The organism is Streptomyces sp. NPDC050388 (genome assembly GCF_040655635.1).
Classification (GTDB): Bacteria; Actinomycetota; Actinomycetes; order Streptomycetales; family Streptomycetaceae; genus Streptomyces.
The window spans coordinates 1-15,847 of the sequence record NZ_JBFAKH010000115.1 but is presented as its reverse complement, the minus strand read 5'-3'; the positions used below and the strand labels follow the sequence as shown (position 1 = coordinate 15,847).

11 protein-coding genes are annotated in these 15,847 nt (G+C 72.8%); 4 read left to right on the top strand and 7 right to left on the bottom strand.

The features are described 5' to 3' along the window. The 7 genes from AB0I73_RS36540 to AB0I73_RS36510 all read right to left on the bottom strand — a co-directional run. Positions 1-711 (bottom strand): hypothetical protein (locus tag AB0I73_RS36540; RefSeq protein ID WP_363044732.1); only part of this gene is annotated, 711 nt, incomplete at its 3' end. Positions 712-933: 222 nt separating this feature from the next. Further along, complete coding sequence (locus AB0I73_RS36535) at positions 934-2,535, bottom strand: AMP-binding protein (protein WP_363044731.1); 1,602 nt, start codon at positions 2,533-2,535, stop codon at positions 934-936. Between the two features lie 97 nt (positions 2,536-2,632). After that, the gene (locus tag AB0I73_RS36530) at positions 2,633-5,020 is read right to left on the bottom strand and encodes a molybdopterin-dependent oxidoreductase (protein WP_363044730.1); all 2,388 of its coding nucleotides are present in this window, start codon (positions 5,018-5,020) and stop codon (positions 2,633-2,635) included. Between the two features lie 185 nt (positions 5,021-5,205). Next, on the bottom strand, positions 5,206-5,946 hold the full coding sequence (locus AB0I73_RS36525; protein ID WP_279337483.1) for an SDR family NAD(P)-dependent oxidoreductase: 741 nt from the start codon (positions 5,944-5,946) through the stop codon (positions 5,206-5,208). Positions 5,947-5,969: 23 nt separating this feature from the next. After that, positions 5,970-7,493, bottom strand: a complete 1,524-nt coding sequence (locus AB0I73_RS36520; RefSeq protein WP_363044729.1) for an AMP-binding protein — start codon at positions 7,491-7,493, stop codon at positions 5,970-5,972. Positions 7,494-7,973: 480 nt separating this feature from the next. Beyond that, positions 7,974-8,309 (bottom strand): hypothetical protein, encoded by a 336-nt coding sequence (locus AB0I73_RS36515; RefSeq protein WP_363044728.1) that lies wholly within the window; start codon positions 8,307-8,309, stop codon positions 7,974-7,976. 376 nt (positions 8,310-8,685) lie between these two features. Further along, complete coding sequence (locus AB0I73_RS36510) at positions 8,686-9,336, bottom strand: TetR family transcriptional regulator (RefSeq protein WP_202282309.1); 651 nt, start codon at positions 9,334-9,336, stop codon at positions 8,686-8,688. A 503-nt stretch (positions 9,337-9,839) separates the two neighbouring features. On the opposite strand from AB0I73_RS36510, the gene AB0I73_RS36505 reads away from it, so the two are divergent. The 4 genes from AB0I73_RS36505 to AB0I73_RS36490 all read left to right on the top strand — a co-directional run bounded on the left by AB0I73_RS36505 (position 9,840) and on the right by AB0I73_RS36490 (position 15,660). After that, positions 9,840-10,793 carry a GNAT family N-acetyltransferase gene (locus tag AB0I73_RS36505; protein WP_363044727.1) on the top strand — a complete coding sequence of 318 codons (954 nt, stop codon included), beginning with the start codon at positions 9,840-9,842 and terminating at the stop codon, positions 10,791-10,793. Positions 10,794-11,331: 538 nt separating this feature from the next. Beyond that, a complete protein-coding gene (locus tag AB0I73_RS36500; RefSeq protein WP_363044726.1) occupies positions 11,332-12,513 on the top strand; it encodes an SRPBCC family protein in 1,182 nt (393 codons plus the stop codon). 153 nt (positions 12,514-12,666) lie between these two features. Beyond that, positions 12,667-13,467, top strand: a complete 801-nt coding sequence (locus tag AB0I73_RS36495) for an SDR family NAD(P)-dependent oxidoreductase (RefSeq protein ID WP_016828300.1) — start codon at positions 12,667-12,669, stop codon at positions 13,465-13,467. 849 nt (positions 13,468-14,316) lie between these two features. Continuing rightward, positions 14,317-15,660: an aromatic acid/H+ symport family MFS transporter gene (locus tag AB0I73_RS36490; RefSeq protein ID WP_363044725.1), complete on the top strand. Its 1,344-nt coding sequence runs from the start codon at positions 14,317-14,319 to the stop codon at positions 15,658-15,660. Positions 15,661-15,847: the final 187 nt, after the last annotated feature.

The following is a 15,847-nucleotide window of genomic DNA, read 5'->3' as shown; positions in this document are numbered from 1 at the left end:
TCCTGGCTCATGTTCCGCGTCCCCCGTAGCCTCTCCGGCGCTGCCGTCGGCGACCTCGAACTCCGTCGACCACCTGGGGATGCCGCCCTGCCGCGGCGCGGCCAGTTCGTGCCAGCCCGCCGGGTCGTCGGGGTGCGGCAGCGGTACGACCCGGCGTGTCCGGTCGCCGCCTTTCCGGACGTGGTCGGGGCTCAGGGCGCTGGATCCGGGCATGAAGCCCGTGCAGACGCCTTCCTGCGGGCGCACCGCGGCCCGATGTGTGCCGGGCCCGGCGGACGGCCACCGGGTCGCGGCGAAGTCTGCGATCAGTGATACCGCGGCGAGATCGTCCAGCATGAGGTACAGCGAGGTCCCGGTGTCCCGTTCCCGCGGCAGGGCCTGTGCCAGCAGGGTGCGGAATCCGCCGCCGCAGCGGGCGCCGGTGAGGAGGGCCAGTTCGCTCCTGGCCGGGGTCGACTCGATCTCCTCGATCACCCGGCTCGCCGGTGCGAATCGGACGCGCAGCCGGTCCTCGGCGACGACGAGCGGGGGCCGGCCGTCGGCCGGGGTGTAAAGGTCGCGGGCCCGCCCGTCGATGTGGAGTCCGGTGCCGAATCCTCCGGGCCACCGCGTGTCGAGCGTCGAGGTCCGGCGCACGCTGCCCGGGCGGCGGACCGGTGACGGCCCGAGCGGGCCGGCGGGCTGTGGTGCCGGAGGGTCTTCGGTGGTCATCGGGTGCCTTTTCGTCGATGGGGGTCTCACGCTCTTCATGCCGGCTTCCCCAGGGGAGGCAGGGGTGAGCCGGTGCCGTCCTCCCCGTGGGGCGGCCCGCCGCCCGCGCTCGCCCGGAGCCTCGCCGTCGTGCGGGGGGGGTGTTCCCGCTCCGTACCGACTGCTTTCCCGGCCGACGGGGAAAGCCGGGGAAGCGGTCCGGGCTGCGGCCGCCGGTCCGGGTCAGGCGTGGCCGTCCCCCCATTTGTTCTCCGCGATGCCGGTCAGCCGACGGTGGTCGAGCTTTCCGTTGTCCGCGCGTTCCAGCGAGTCGACGTAGGCCGTGTGCTTGGGCACCTTGTAGCCCGCCAGGTGCGCGCGGGCGTGGGTGTGGAGTTCCTCCTCCGACGGCGGCCGCTCCCCCGCCCGGAGAAGGGCGACGACCTTCCTGCCGAGGCGTTCGTCGGACACGCCGAGGACCGCGGCGTCCGCGATGCCCGGGTGCTGCTTCAGGACCTCTTCGACCTCTTCGGCGAACACCTTCTCCCCGCCGGTGTTGATGCAGCTGGAGCCACGGCCGAGGAGCTGGATCCGCCCGTCGGCGTCGAGTTGGGCCAGGTCGCCGGGAACGGACCAGCGGCGTCCCGCGGCCTCGACGAAGACCTGGGCGGACTTCTCCGGGTCGTTGAGGTACCCCACCGGGATCCAGCCTGTGACCGCGAGGCGACCGACCTTGCCGTCGCCGGGTTCGGCGAGGGTTCCGTCGTCGAGCAGCACGGCGGCCCGGTCGGAGGGCACGAACGAGCCGGTGTCGGCCACGTCCCCGCGCACGGACACCGTCGAGGCGACGGCGGAGGCCTCGGAGGAGCCGAGTCCGTCCAGCAGGCGTGCCGCCGGCATGTGGTTCAGGAGCCCTTCCTTGACCGGGCGGCTCCACATCACGCCGGAGGAGAACACGGCGCGCAGGCCGTCGAGGCGCCACCGTCCGGGGTTCTCGTCGAGGGCGGCGAGCATCGGCCGGGCGAAGGCGTCGCCGACGATCGCGAGGGACTGGACCCGTTCGCCGTCCATGACGTCGAGGAGCTGTTCGGCGTCGAAGCGCGCCCCCGGGGTCATGACGAGGGTGCCGGCCCCGCTGAGTGCCGAGATGGCGTAGAAGAGTCCGGCGCCGTGCATGAGCGGGCTCGCCACCAGGGAGCGGATCTCCCGGGTGAGTCCGGCCAGGTGCGCCTCGACGGCCTCGCGGTCGCCGTGGTCGGGCAGCGGTCGGGGGTTCTGCGCGTTGAGCAGGGAGAGGATGTCGCCCTGGCGCCACATCACGCCCTTGGGGTGTCCGGTGGTGCCGCCGGTGTAGATGAGGATCAGGGAGTCCTCGCGTCCGCCGCCGTGCGGCCGCGGGGGGTGCGCGTCCAGTTCGCGGGCGTAGGAGGGGGCCCAGTCGGTGCCCTCGCCGACCTCGAGCCAGAGCCGCACGCCGGGCAGGCGGTGGCGCACCCGGTCGACCCGCTCGCGGAACTCGGCGTCGAAGACGACCGCCTTGACGTCGGCGTCGGCCCAGATCTGCACCAGTTCGTCTTCGACGTAGCGGTAGTTGGTGTTCATCGGGGCGAGGCCCGACTTGCCGGCGGCGAAGAAGGTCTCCAGGTATTCGGGACCGTTGCGCATGTACTCGGCCACGACGTCGCCCGCGGTGAGGCCCGCGGATTCCAGCACCGTGGCGAGCCGGGCCGCACGGTCGTCGAAGTGCGCCCAAGTGCCTCGTCGGCGCCCGTGAACGAACGCCGTGCGCTCGGGGTGCACACGGGCCACGGCCTCGAAGACACTCGCGAAGTCCCAGCCTGCCATGTCAGCCCTTTCGCGTCATGCCGCCGCCCGGAGCGGTGGCCGTCATCCCATCCGAAAATATCCTACAGACGTTAGATAATAACCTCAAGGCTTTAGATTAAGGAGAAGGTTCTTCACGGTCGGCGAGGCCCGGTGGGGCGGGGGCGACCGACACCGGGACGGCCGTCAGGGTCGGCATGCGGTTGACCGCCTGGGCGCCGTGGTGCAGGGAGGTGAGCCGGTTGACGTTGCTGCCCGTCGTCCGCGGGTCCCCGCCCGTCTCCAGGCCTCCCCAGCCGTGGGTCATCGACAGGACCCCCGGTCGCATGCTCGGGTCCTCGTGCGCCACGGCCTCGAGCGTTCCGTGCGGCGAGCGGATCGTCACCGCGGCGCCGTGCGTGATGCCCAGGTGCGCCATGTCCTGCGGGTGCAGGTGGGCCGGGTTGTACGGCTGCGGGGGCAGGCCGACGACCGCCGACCCGAGGGAGTTGACCACCTCCCGCATCCGCCGCACGACCAGCCGCAGCGGGAACTCCTCGGCGTCCTCGCCGCCCTCGGTGTCCCCCACCGCTCCCGGCGCCCCGGCCTCCCGGTCGGCCCCGCCCCCCGCCGCCCCACCCTCGCCCGCCCCGCCCTCGGCCCCCGCGGACCGGGCCCCCACGGGTACCGTCGCGGCGACGGGCGCCAGCGCGGCGGCGAGTTCCGCGGCCACGTCGGCGGGCAGCAGGGTCAGGCGGTACCCGGCCCGCTCCTCGCGGGCCGGGCCCACCGTGGTGCCGGGGCGCCCGGCGAGCAGGCCGTGCGGGTGGGTGCGCACCTCGTCCAGCGGGACCCGGCCGCGGGAGGCGACCAGGTCGAGGAGCTCCTCCGAGGAGGGCGGCCGGGAGGTGTCCAGGTCCCGGCCCGCGAACCGCAGGAGCCCTCCCGTCTCGGCCGCGAGCCGGAAGAAGACCCGCCAGTCCTCGACCACGCCCCGGGGCGGGGCGACCACGGCGGGCGTGTACTGGGCGAACGGGCGGGGGAAGAAGGTCTCCATCAGTCCGGTGTGGTCGGCCCGTTCGTACAGCATCGTGGGGGCGATGACGTAGTCGGCGAGGCGCGCGGTCTGCGACATCCGGGTGTCGATCGACACCAGCAGGTCGAGGCTCTCCAGCGCGCGCCGCGCGGTGTCCTGGTCGGGCAGGGCGAGCAGGGGGTTGCCGCCCGAGACCACCAGCGCCCTGATCCGGTCGGGTCCGGGCCGCAGGATCTCGTCGGGCAGCAGGGCCGCCGGCAGTTCGCCGCGCAGCAGGCCGTGTCCGCCCACCCGGCTGCGAAATCCCCGTTCCCACTCGCGGTCCGCGGGGACCACCTCCGCGCGGGCCGACCCCTCGCCCATCAGGACGCCGCGCCCCGGCACGGGTTCGCCCTCGCGCAGATAGCGTCCGCAGACGACGTTGAGGCAGGCGGCCAGGTGTTCGGCGATGTTGGAGTGCGGCCCCATGCAGACGCCGGTCCCGGTGCTCACCATGCCCCGCTCGGCCGCGGCGAACATCCGGGCCGCCCGCACCAGCTCCTCGACCGGCACGTCGCAGACGCGGGCGACCCTGTCGGGGGTGGCCTCGGCGACCGCCGCCCGCAGGTCGTCCAGTCCCTCCACGTGGCGGTCGCAGAAGTCCCGGTCGTGCAGCCCCTCCCCCAGGATCACCTGCAGCAGCCCCGCGAACAGCAGCGCGTCGTGTCCGGGGCGGGGTCGCAGGTGCAGGTCGGCGCGTGCCGCGGTCTCGGTGCGGCGCGGGTCGACGACGATCAGCCGCATCCCGCGGTCCCGGGCGGCCTTGAGGTTGGCCGACGGATTGGTGACCAGCGCGCCGTCCCCGTCGCCCCCGTTGACGGAGACCAGCGGGTTCGTGCCCGCCAGCAGCCACACGTCGGCCTCGTCGAGCGACTGGGGGCCGCCCGCGTACACCCCCATGCGCGACTTCGCCAGCCACTTCGCCGACTGGTCGAGGGTCATGGTGGAGAAGAGCTTGCGGGAGCCCAGGCCGCGGAACCAGGCGCGCGCCATGAAAGGGGTGAGGGTGGCGAAGTTGTGCTGGGTGCCGATGAACAGGCCCACCGCGTCCGGCCCGTGCTCCTCGACGATCCCGGTGAGCCGGGCGGCCACCTCCGCCATCGCGGTGTCGGCGTCGACCGGTTCGTGCTCGCCCGCGGCCGTCCGCCGCCGGGAGGAGGTCAACCGATCGGGGCCGTGCAGGAGATCGGCGGCCCTGCGCCCCTTCGGGCAGGTGAAGCCGCGGGAGATCGGGTGCTGCCGGTCGCCCAGCACGCGCAGCACGCGGGTGCCGTCGGTCTCCACCTCGACCCCGCAACTGGCCGGGCACAACCGGCAGTACGACGTCCTCCGGGTCACGGTGCCGCCCTCGGCGGGGCGTGCCCGCCGGGCCGCGTCCGGGGACGGGGGACGCGGGTCGGGGTCGGTCGAGTCGTGCGCGGCCGATTCGTGCGCGGGCCGGGAAGTCGTCATCCGACGGTCCTTTCTGCCGCGGACGTCCGGCGCGGCCGCACCGCGGACCGCGCCGACGTCTCGCGAGGAATCCGAACCGCCCGGCCCACGAGCGGGCAGGGCACCGCCCGGGACGAGGGCCCCGGGCGGAGGTCGACCCCGGGCGGGCACCGGCGGTCCGTCGCGCCGACACCCGCTGCCGGGGCTCACAACTGGACGGGGCCGCCCGCCCACACCCCGATCTCCTCGCCGGAGACGTGCGCGGCACCGTCGCCCGCGAGGAAGGACACCACCGAGGCCACCGCCTCGGCGGGGATCCGCGGCCAGCCGTCCTGGAGGCTCTCCCGCGCCCGGTCGCCGGCGGCGCGCACCATGTCGGTCTCCACGTAACCGGGCACCACGGTGTTCACGGTGATGCCGCGCCGGGCCACCTCCTTGGCGACGACCCCGGCCAGGGCGACCAGCCCCGCCTTGGACGCCGCGTAGGCACCCGTCGTCGGGGTGAGCGCGCGCCCGCCGCTCGGGCTGCCGAAGAACAGGACGCGTCCCCAGCCGGCCGCGTACATGGCGGGCAGCGCGGCGTGCGTGCAGTAGTAGGCGCCGCTGAGGTTGACGCCCAGCACGCGGTCCCACTGTCCGGGCGGCAGGGAGCGCGCCGAGCCGGCCGCGCTGACTCCCGCGTTGTTGACGAGCACGGCGACGGGTCCGAGGAGTTCGGCGGTCCGCGCGACGAGGTCGCCCGCCTGGTCCGCGTCGGACACGTCGGCCCGCAGCGCCACCGCCCGGCCGCCCGCGGCCTCGATCTCCTCGACCACGTCCGTCGCCTCGCGGGCGCGGTGGGCGTAGTTGACCGCGACCGCGAAGCCGTCGGCGGCGAGCCTGCGGGACACCGCGGCTCCGATGCCCCGCCCGCCGCCGGTCACCAACGCGACTTTCCTGGCCTTCATCGGCAACGGCCTCCGTGTTCGGGTCAGCGCACCTTGCCGTGCGTGCGGGGCAGGTCGGCGTAGGTGGCCTTGAGGTCGCGCTTGGCGATCTTGCCGCTGGCCATCCGCGGCAGGGCCTCGTCGAGGAAGACGACGTAGCGCGGGACCTTGTAGTCGGCCATGCGCTCGTTGCAGTGGGCCACCACGTCGGCGGGGTCGATCGGACCGTCGGCCTTGATCAGGGCGGCCGGGGTCTCGCCGAACTTGGCGTCCTCGACGGCGATGACGGCGACCTCATCGATGCCGGGCATCTCCTGGAGGACGTTCTCGATCTCGGTCGGCGAGATGTTCAGTCCACCCGAGATGATCATGTCCTTCATGCGGTCGACGAAGGTCAGATAGCCGCGCTCGTCGAGGATGCCGATGTCCCCGGTGTGCAGCCAGCCGTCCACGATGGTCGTGCGGGTGGCTTCCTCGTTGCGCCAGTAGCCGGGCATCATCCCCGGTCCGCGCAGGAGGATCTGGCCGGGGGTGCCGGGCGGACAGTCGGCGCCCTCCGGGTCGACGACCCTGATCCTGGTGAAGGCGCCGCCCCAGCCGCACTTCTCCGGGTGCTCCATCGCCTCGTCGCGCGGCATCACGGTGGCGGATCCGCCGATCTCGGTCTGGCCGTAGATCTGGCGCAGCGAGACGCCCTTGCGCTGCCAGGAGGCGAGCAGGTCCACCGGCACCCGCGCGCCGCCCACGTGGGCGGTGGTCAGGCTGGTGAGGTCGGCCTCCGCGAAGCCGGGCTGTGCCGCGACCTGCTCGAACAGGATGGGCGGGCCGGTGAACGTGGTGACCTTCTGGTCGGCCAGCACACGCAGGGCCCGGGCCGGGTCGAAGCGGGGCTGCAGCAGCAGCGTGCCGCCGTGCAGGATCGTGCGGAAGAGTCCCCACACGAGGCCGGCCGCGGTGAACAGCGGGAGCACGAGCAGGGGTCTGAGGCCGTTGGGCAGCACCGGCTCCATGAGGGACCACTCGTGCATCTCGCCGGCGATGGTGGCGTGGGTGAAGATGACGCCTTTGGGTTTGCCGGTGGTGCCGCTGGTGTAGACGATCGCGGCCGTCTCGGAGACGTCGGACACCGGCGGCACGACGGGGGCGTGGGTGCCGTCCCGCAGGGACCGGACGTCGCTCTGGAAGGACTTGAGGACGACCCCGGGCTGCTCCCGGCGGGCCTCCTCCAGGCGCTCGCGCAGCGCGTCGTCGCCGTAGACGACGGTCGGCTCGCAGTCCTCCAGGAGCCCGGCGAGCTCGCGGGCCACCATGCGGTGGTTGAAGGGGGCGACGATGGCACCGAGCTTGAGCGCGCCGAGGGTGGCCGCGCACCACTCCAGGGAGTTCTGCCCCACCAGGGCGACCCGGTCTCCTCGGCCCACTCCCGCCGCGACGAGATCGGCGGCGATCCCGTCCGCCCAGCTCTCCAGCTGGCGGTAGGTGACCACGTCGCCGTCGAAATCTATGGCCGGCTGGTCGGGAATGTTCCGAGCCCACCAGGTCAGGGTGCTCACGAGCGTTCCGCTCACGTCTGTTCCTCCTGCGCTCTGTCCACGATCGCTTCCGTCACCTCGGGCCGCTCCACGGGTCGCCCCCCTTTGGCGGAGCGGCAGCGGATACACCCGAGCACATGTCGGAAGAATTCTGATGAAGGGAGTCACACGTCGTGTGGTCGGTGGGCCCTTGTCGAGGGGCCTGCTGTCCACCGGCTGCCGACGGACGGTCCGGGCGGGCCGTCGGCCGGTGTCGTGCCCGGCCGGGCCGCCCGGTGCGGCGTGCACCGGTGGTTCGGAGCACGGGCGGAGGGGGTCGTCACCGGCTGCTCGGCGTACCGGGCCCGCGATCCCCGAGGTGGCGGGAATCCTTCGTGTGACCGTGGTCGCTTAATCTAAGGGCTTCAGGTACCGCGGACAAGGCTTTTGCGGGATGTCCTCCCGATCGGGCGGAATTACTCCTCCCGTACCGGCCCTTCGACGTCCGCCGGTCCGCGTCGAAGGCGCCCGCCGGGGTCAGCCCCCGGCCTCCGGGGGGAAGTTCTCGAGGGCGGCGGCCTTCCAGGAGCCGTCGCGCGACTCCCACACGGACCGCAGGCCGATCCGACCGTCGGGGGTGTCGTACACCGTCTCCCCCACCCAGGTGGCGCCCTCGCGCCGGATGTCGACGACGCGGAGCGAGTCGACCTTCCCGCGGGGGACGGTCACTCCGCGGAAGACCTGGGGGATGTTCTCCTGCACCATGTCGGCCAAGGAGGCCTCGACGTTCCCGTCGAGGACGTACTGGACATGCCGCCGGTAGAGCTCGTGGAACTCCTGGGACTCTTGTGACTCCTGGGACTGCGTGGACATCTGGACGTGCCTCCCCATCGGTGACCGTGGGGGCCGTCGCGCCCCCTGCGGAACCAGAGTCGACGCTCCTGGCGTGAACTCACCCTCAGCCTAAAGCCCTTAGATAACGGGCGGCAAGGGTTCGGGAGGGGAAGCACCCGGGAGAGTGCGCCCACCGACCCCGCCACGCACCTCGGCGGACAGGCGGTACGCAGGGGGTTCGGGGCGACGCGACAGGTGGCGACCGGGCCGGAACGCCGCCGCGCGCCTCTCCCGAACGGAAGGGGGCGCGGCGGTACGGCGGGGATTCACCACCCGGCCGGAGAGCACCGCCCTGCGGGCCTCGCTCCCCGGCGCGGGGACTCGGGCCCGGCGAGGGCTCATGCCCGGAGGGGGCTCACTGCCCGGCGGGCGCCTCCGCCCGCGGGGCCGCGTCCAGCTGCATGACGCCGACCAGGAAGCTCCGGATCGTCTGTTCGAAGATCTGCTCGGCGCTCCATTCGTTGGCGGCGAGGGCCGAGGTGAGGGTGGGCTCCTCCTCGGCGTCGACGTGCGGGAAGATCTGCGCCTGACTCTCCGGGGTCTTCATGGCCTCGCTGAGGCTGGCGCCCAGACTCAGCTTCTCCATGCCGTCCAGGATGAGCACGTGCAGGTGTTGCGGTACGCCCGCCTTCTCCAGGAAGCGGGCCACCTTCTCGTACATGGCGATCAGGACGTCGCGCGGCAGGTACTCGAGCAGGATGGGAGCCGCGTTGCGGTGGCGCAGGATCGAGCGCCGGAAGTTCAGGGCGAGGGCGACAAAGAGGTCAGGCCAGTTCTCGTCGGCGGGACGGCGCGGGAAGGGTGTGTCCACCATGATCGCCCGGGCCACCTCGGTCATGAGTTCGGTCTTGTTCTTGAAGTGGTGATACAGCGAGGGCGCTCGGACTCCCATCACCTTCGCCAGTCGAGGCATGCTGAACGCCTCGATCCCTTCCACGTCGATGATCTTCAAGGTGGCCGCGACGATCGCTTCGCGGCTGAGCAGAGGTTGGAGTGGTCGGGCCATGGCCGCAGTATCCCGCACCCCGGCGGCAGATGGGACCCGGCGTCGCGGGCGCCCCGCCGGACGCCGCGGCGCGCCCCGACGGATCCGGCACCGCACCCCACTCCCGGGCGACGCGCCGAGAGGGCACCAGGCGCGAACCCGGCAGGGCGCCGCACACCGCCCCCCGCACCTCGCAGATCACTGCCCGATCCCCTCGGCGGACACCCTCTCATTAACCGACTCTCCATAGGTTTTAGATCACTCTTCACCGGGCGCGGGATCACCACACTCGCCTGTCACCGCAAGGGGTTCATCGAGACAGCCGGGCTTGTGAGCACCACATCTGGCCTATAGCTTGGAGGTAATGAGCTGCTGAGACCGTCGTCGCCGCGCACCGGCGTGGGAGCGCCCCTTTCGGACCCGCCGCCCGCGCACCGCATCCGCGGCCGCCCGAACTCCGGCACCCGGCACCGTCCACCGCGGGCGGCGCCACGGGGCGACGACCCGACATCCGAGGACGTTCTGTGATCACGTACGAGTGGGGCACCTCCTTCGGCACCGACCCGGAGGTCGTCAGTCTGTTGCGCGACGCGGCGGACTTCGACGCCGAGCAGGGTTTCTCGGCCGTGCAGCCGGTCCCGGCCGCGGGCACGGACGGGGCGCCCCCCGGGCGGGTCACCGAACTCGTCGCCCGGATGAGCGACGAGGTGGGCGCCGTCGGCTCGCCGGACGGGAAGAAGGCGATCGTGGCCTTCCTGCGGATCACCTCGCAGGGCGACGGCACCGCCACCACCGAGTTCGTGGTGGGCCCCGAGTACCGGTCCCTGGGGATCGCGACCCTGCTGTTCGAGGAGCTGGGGCTGGCCCGCGGCGGGGCGGCCCGGTGGGCCGGCGAGGGCGTCCGGTCGCTGCGCGCCTGGGCGCACGGCTCGCACCCCGCGGCGGAGCGGATGGCGCGCCGGTTCGGCGCGGTGCCCGAGGACGCGTCGTGGCGGATCATCCGGCCGATGCACCGGCCGGGCAGCGTGCCGGAGCCGGAACCGCCCGCCGGGGTGGACCTGCGCCCGCTGCACCCGGAGTCGGACACGGCGGTGGTGGCCGCGCTCGCCGACGCCGAGAAGGACGGCCGCGGCGCCGGCCGGGTCGGCCCGGAGGTGTTGGTGGCGGTCGAGGCGTCGGGGGAGGTGCTGGGCTTCGTGGCGTACTCCCCGCACCCCCTGGCCGGGGAGGCGCCGGACGGTCCTGGATCGGTGCACCTGCTGGCGCCACCGACCCGGGGCGAGGCGCACGCGGTGTCACGGGCGCTGCTCGCGGCGGCGCTGAAGCGGCTGGCCGAGGCGGGCGTGCGGGAGGTGGAGATGTCGGTGGACCCGCTGGACGAGCCGCTGATGCGGGCCTGCCGCAGCGTCGGCTTCCACCACGACCAGACCGACGTGTGCTTCAGCGTGCCGGTCGACGCACCTGCCGCGGTCGCCTGACGGGCGCACCGGCACCGGCGGACGCGAGGCGGGGCTCCCCGAGGAGGAGGGGCCCCGCCTCTCGCCTTCCGCGGACTCCCGGGCGCGTCCGGCAGCCTCCCCCCGACACGGGCAGGCGCAGATCGACCCGCCGCCGGGACCACCCTGCACACCCCTTCGCCCACCGGCCGGGCCGGGCCTCGCGGACCCGTCACCCAGGGCCGGGGGAGGGCGCCGCGACCCGGCCGACGACCGAGAGTCCCCCGCCGTGTGCTTGACCCCAGAAACCTACAGCCATAAGATTAAGTGAGCTTTTTCGCAGACGGGTGCGTCCGGCGGCGAGCATGCGCCACCGGACCGCCCGCGGACCGGGGCCCACCTCGCCCACAAGACGCCCCACGCCCCACTCGTCGCCGTTCCCGTGCCTCCTCGGCGGGGTCGACGAAGAAGGGGAACCGACGTCGCGTGTCTCGCATCCCGCGTCGCGAGACCGCATCCGCCTCTGAGGTCCCGAGCCACCGCAGCGGCGCAAGGAACGCGGACAGTACAGGAGGACGACGTGACGGAATTTGACGCAAAGCGCGAAGAGCGAATTCGTCGCCTGCTCGAGCACCTGCGGAACGACACGACCGACCAGTTCGAGGGAACGGTCTCCTTCAGCCCGACGGAGTTCACCGACGCCGAGCTCGCGGCCCGTGAGCGCGAGCTGATCTTCGCACGGGTCCCGTCGATCGTCGCGCACAGCTCGGAGATCCCCGAGCCCAACGACTTCATCACCCTGCAGCTCCCGCGCAACAACGCCATCGTGGTGCGTCAGCCGGACGGCGGCATCAAGGCCTTCGTCAACCAGTGCCGGCACCGGGGCGCCCTGCTGGAGGAGGCGGCGTCGGGCAAGTGCCGCCTGTTCTCCTGCGGCTACCACCGCTGGTCCTACGACACCGACGGCACCCTGCGCACCATCACCCGCGACAACACCTTCGGCGACCTCGACCGCAGCCAGTTCGGGCTGCTCGAACTGCCCGCCGAGGAGCGACACGGCTTCATCTGGGTGATCGACTCGGTCGGCGCCGAGATCGACGTCGCCGCCTGGCTCGGCCCGGAGATGGACGAGGTCCTGGCCGGGTACAAGCTGGACAACCTGGTCTCCTTCCGTGCCGAGGGCTTCGACGAGCCGTGCAACTGGAAGCTGATGCAGGACGCCTTCCTGGACGGCTACCACATCCAGTACGCGCACCCGAACACCGCGGGCAAGATCGTCCACACCAACGTCTACGCCTTCGAGGACTACGGGCGGCACTGCCGCTGGCTGGCGCCCCGCAAGACGATCGACCGCTGGATCGACGAGGACCCGGGCGACCAGAGCCTCGCCAAGCACGTGACCGAGTCGCACCTGCTGCTGCCCAACAGCACCCTGCTGCGCCTGCCCGACAACCACTTCGAGCTGCTGACCTTCCGTCCCGACCCGGTCGACCCGGGGCGCTGCCGGATGGAGATGCGGGTCATCGTGCCGCGTCTGGAGGAGACCTCCTACGACGAGGAGACCTGGAACAAGCGCTGGCAGCGGAACTGGCAGATCCTGCTGGACGTGCTGCACGCGGAGGACTTCCCGCTGCTGCGCGGCTCCCAGCGGGCGCTGGCGAGCCAGGACGCCGGCCCCATGGTGTTCGGTCGCAACGAGGTCGCCAACCAGGTCTTCCACCGGGAGACCCAGCGGCTGCTCGCGGCCGACGACGCGAGCTGACGCCCGCGCCTCCCCGTGCCGGAGACCTCCCGGCACCCCTTCTCCCCCACCCCCGGCTCACGGGCCGCACCGGCCGGTCAAGGGCGGATGCCGCACACCCGCCGCACCCGCCCCCGACCGGCCCGGACCGGCCCGGACAGACAAGGACGGCACATGGGCAGCACGACGACACAGCGCCCCCTTCCCGAGAACGGCGTGCTGGACCTGTTCCGGCTGGACGGCAGGACCGCGCTGGTCACCGGCGCCAGTTCGGGGCTGGGCGCGGGCTTCGCCCTCGCCCTGGCCGAGGCCGGCGCACAGGTGGTCCTGACGGCCCGCCGCGCGGACCGCCTGCGCGAGACGGCCGAGCGCATCGAGGCGCTCGGCGGCGAGTGCCTGGTCGTCGCCACCGACGTGACCGACCCGGAGCAGTGCGAGGAGGCGGTGGCGGCGGCCGTCGCGCGCTTCGGGAAACTCGACATCCTGATCAACAACGCCGGTGTCTCCTCCGCGGTGCCCGCGCTGCGCGAGCGGCCCGAGGACTTCCGTCAGGTGCTGGACGTCAACCTGATGGGCGCGTACTGGATGGCCCAGTCGTGTGCGCGGGTCATGGGGCCGGGCTCCAGCATCGTGAACGTGGCCAGCGTGCTGGGCCTGATCAAGTCGGTGCTGCCGCAGGCCGCCTACGCCGCGAGCAAGGCCGGCCTCATCGGGCTGACCAGGGACCTGTCCCAGCAGTGGGCCGGGCGCCGCGGCATCCGGGTCAACGCCGTCGCACCCGGGTTCGTGGCCACCGAGATGATCGCCGAGATGCCCTCGGAGACGCTGGACGAGTTCCTGCGCGCGACCAGCCCGCTGGCCCGCACCGGCACCCAGCGGGAGCTCGACGCGGCCGTGGTGTTCCTGGCGGCCCCGGCCTCCAGCTACATCACCGGCACGACCCTCGCCGTGGACGGGGGCATGTCCGGGCACTGAGCGCCCGCGCCCCACCGTCGTCGCCGTACGCCGGCTCGGCCCCGCTCCGGTTCTCGCACCGGAGTCGGCCGGGCCGGCGCTCGTCGTTGCCTTCGAGCGGACAACCACCAATCTTCTTCCTGTAGATTCCCTGTGCTTCCTTACGGGTGTACGTTCGACACCCCGTCCGCGGCGACGCGACCCCGGAGGCGGACCGGCCTGACCGTGGCGACCCGCCAGCCCCCGTCCGCGCACCGCGAGATCCGCCGCGCACTCCACAGCGGAACGCTCCGACCTGCACCATCATGCGATTCGGGGCCCCTCCCCCGCTTCCCGCCGCCACCCCGACGAGGCCCCCCGCGGGCACCGGGAGCGTGACACGACCGCGGCCGCCGGGAGGGCGCATCGCGCAAGGCGGAAAGATCCCCCGCCCGACCCTTGACCGCAAACTACGGGCATAAGTTAAATGGCCACGTCCCACCCGAGTATTCCCGGCCGCCGCCTCTCCCGGAGGCACCGTCGGCCTCGTTGAGTTCCGCCACGCCCTCCTCTCCCCCGCCGTTCGGCCCGCAGCCGTCCGGCACCCCCGTCCTCCCGGCCGGCCGGCCGCCGTCGATGCCACCCCGAGTGCCGTCGCCGAGGCCCGTCGGCCCGTCCTGACACACCTACGGCCCGCCGCGCTCCGCACGCGGTCCGTCGTGTCCCGGCCGCCGCCCCTTCCTCGGGGCGGCCTCCGAGGGACACCGGGACACCGGGTCCGCGCCGCCTCCTCCCGTCGGGAGGGTGCCCGCGGAAGGAGAGCTCCACCACCCAGAACCGTCCGCAGACCCCCGGGTCGGCGGACGTCTGCTCCACGACAAGGAGTTTCCCTTGACTCGACCCAGCTCGGCAGTGCGTCCGAGAACCTCGACGGGTGCCCGGTCGGTGGTCTTCGCCTGTCTGGCGATCACGCTCATCGACGGACTGGACAGCGGCATGTACGGCGCGGTGCTGCCGACACTGCTCCAGAACAAGCAGTGGGGCATCACCCTCGCCTCGGCCGGTGTCATCGGCAGCCTCTCCCTGATCGGGATGATGGTGGGTGCCATGCTGTCCGGTTATGTGGCCGACCTCATCGGACGGCGCCCGACCGTGCTCGCCTGCGTGGCGAGCTTCAGCGTGTTCACCCTGCTGTGCGCGGCGGCTCCCAGCGTGGAGGTCTTCGGACTGTTCCGTCTGCTCGCGGGCCTGGGCTTCGGCGGTGCCCTGCCCTCGGTCATCGCCCTGACCATGGAGTACGTGCCGGTGGAGAGGCGGCAGTTCTACAACGGCGTCGTCCAGACCGGCTTCCCCATCGGGGGATGTCTGGTCGCCTTCCTGGCCATCTTCATGCTGCCGAACTTCGGCTGGGTCTCCCTGTTCGTCCTCGGCGGTGCCATCGGACTGGCACTGTTCGCGATCGTCTACCGGCAGATCCCCGAATCACTCGCCTTCCTCAGCAGCCGGGGACGCCACGAGGAGGCGCGCGCCCTCGCCGAGCGCTACGGGGTCGAGCTGCCTCCGGAGCCGGCGGTCGGTACCGTGACGGAGAAGCCGAACTGGTCCTCCTCGCTGAAGCTGATGTTCGCCCCCGGGTTCCGGGTCGCGACCCTGCTGTTCCCGGTGATCGGCTTCTGCGGGCTGCTGCTGGGCTACGGCATGAACACCTGGATCCCGCAGCTGCTGCGGGCCTCCGGCTACGACCTGGGCTCCGCGCTGACCTTCCTGGTCGCCTTCTACCTGGGCAGCACCATCGGCATGCTGGTCCTGGCCGGCCTCGCCGACCGCTGGGGCTCGCGTCCGGTGATCGCGGGCGGCTTCCTGTGCGGAGCCCTGGCGGTGACCTTCCTGACGATGCATCCCCCGCAGGCCGTCGTCTTCGCCATGGTGCTGGTGGTCGGGTTCTGCGCCTCCTCGCAGGCCGCGGTCGCCGGGTTCGTGGGCGTCTACTACCCGGCCGCGGCGCGCGGCACCGCTCTGGGTGCCTCGCTGGGCCTGGGCCGGCTGGGAGCCGTCTTCGGGCCGATCCTGGTGGGTCTGATCATGGGCTCCTCGCTCGGTACCTCGTGGGTGTTCTACTTCTTCGCCGCGGCGGCGCTGCTGGCCGCGCTGCTGGTCGCGCTGGTGCCGCGGACCGGCATGCACGACCGCACCGCCCCGTCCACCGAACCGCAGGAGGTCGCCCCCGCCGCCTGACCCGCGCCCCGCGCGCCGCGCGCGACCCGGCTCCGCCCTCCCGGCGGTCGGCCACCCGCCGACCGCCGGGAGCGGCCGTCCGCCGCCGAACGGGGTCTTCAAAGTTGAGCGGTGCGGAGGTGTCCGCGGGCTCGGCGGGTGGTGACGCAGCGTGTCCGTAGTCGTTGGTGGTCGGCGTTGCGAAAGC

Coding starts and splice junctions, on each gene's coding strand:
- AB0I73_RS36535 (WP_363044731.1), bottom strand. CDS start 2,535: ATGGCAGGCTGGGACTTCGCGAGTGTCTTCGAGGCCGTGGCCCGTGTG.
- AB0I73_RS36530 (WP_363044730.1), bottom strand. CDS start 5,020: ATGACGACTTCCCGGCCCGCGCACGAATCGGCCGCGCACGACTCGACC.
- AB0I73_RS36525 (WP_279337483.1), bottom strand. CDS start 5,946: ATGAAGGCCAGGAAAGTCGCGTTGGTGACCGGCGGCGGGCGGGGCATC.
- AB0I73_RS36515 (WP_363044728.1), bottom strand. CDS start 8,309: ATGTCCACGCAGTCCCAGGAGTCACAAGAGTCCCAGGAGTTCCACGAG.
- AB0I73_RS36510 (WP_202282309.1), bottom strand. CDS start 9,336: ATGGCCCGACCACTCCAACCTCTGCTCAGCCGCGAAGCGATCGTCGCG.
- AB0I73_RS36495 (WP_016828300.1), top strand. CDS start 12,667: ATGGGCAGCACGACGACACAGCGCCCCCTTCCCGAGAACGGCGTGCTG.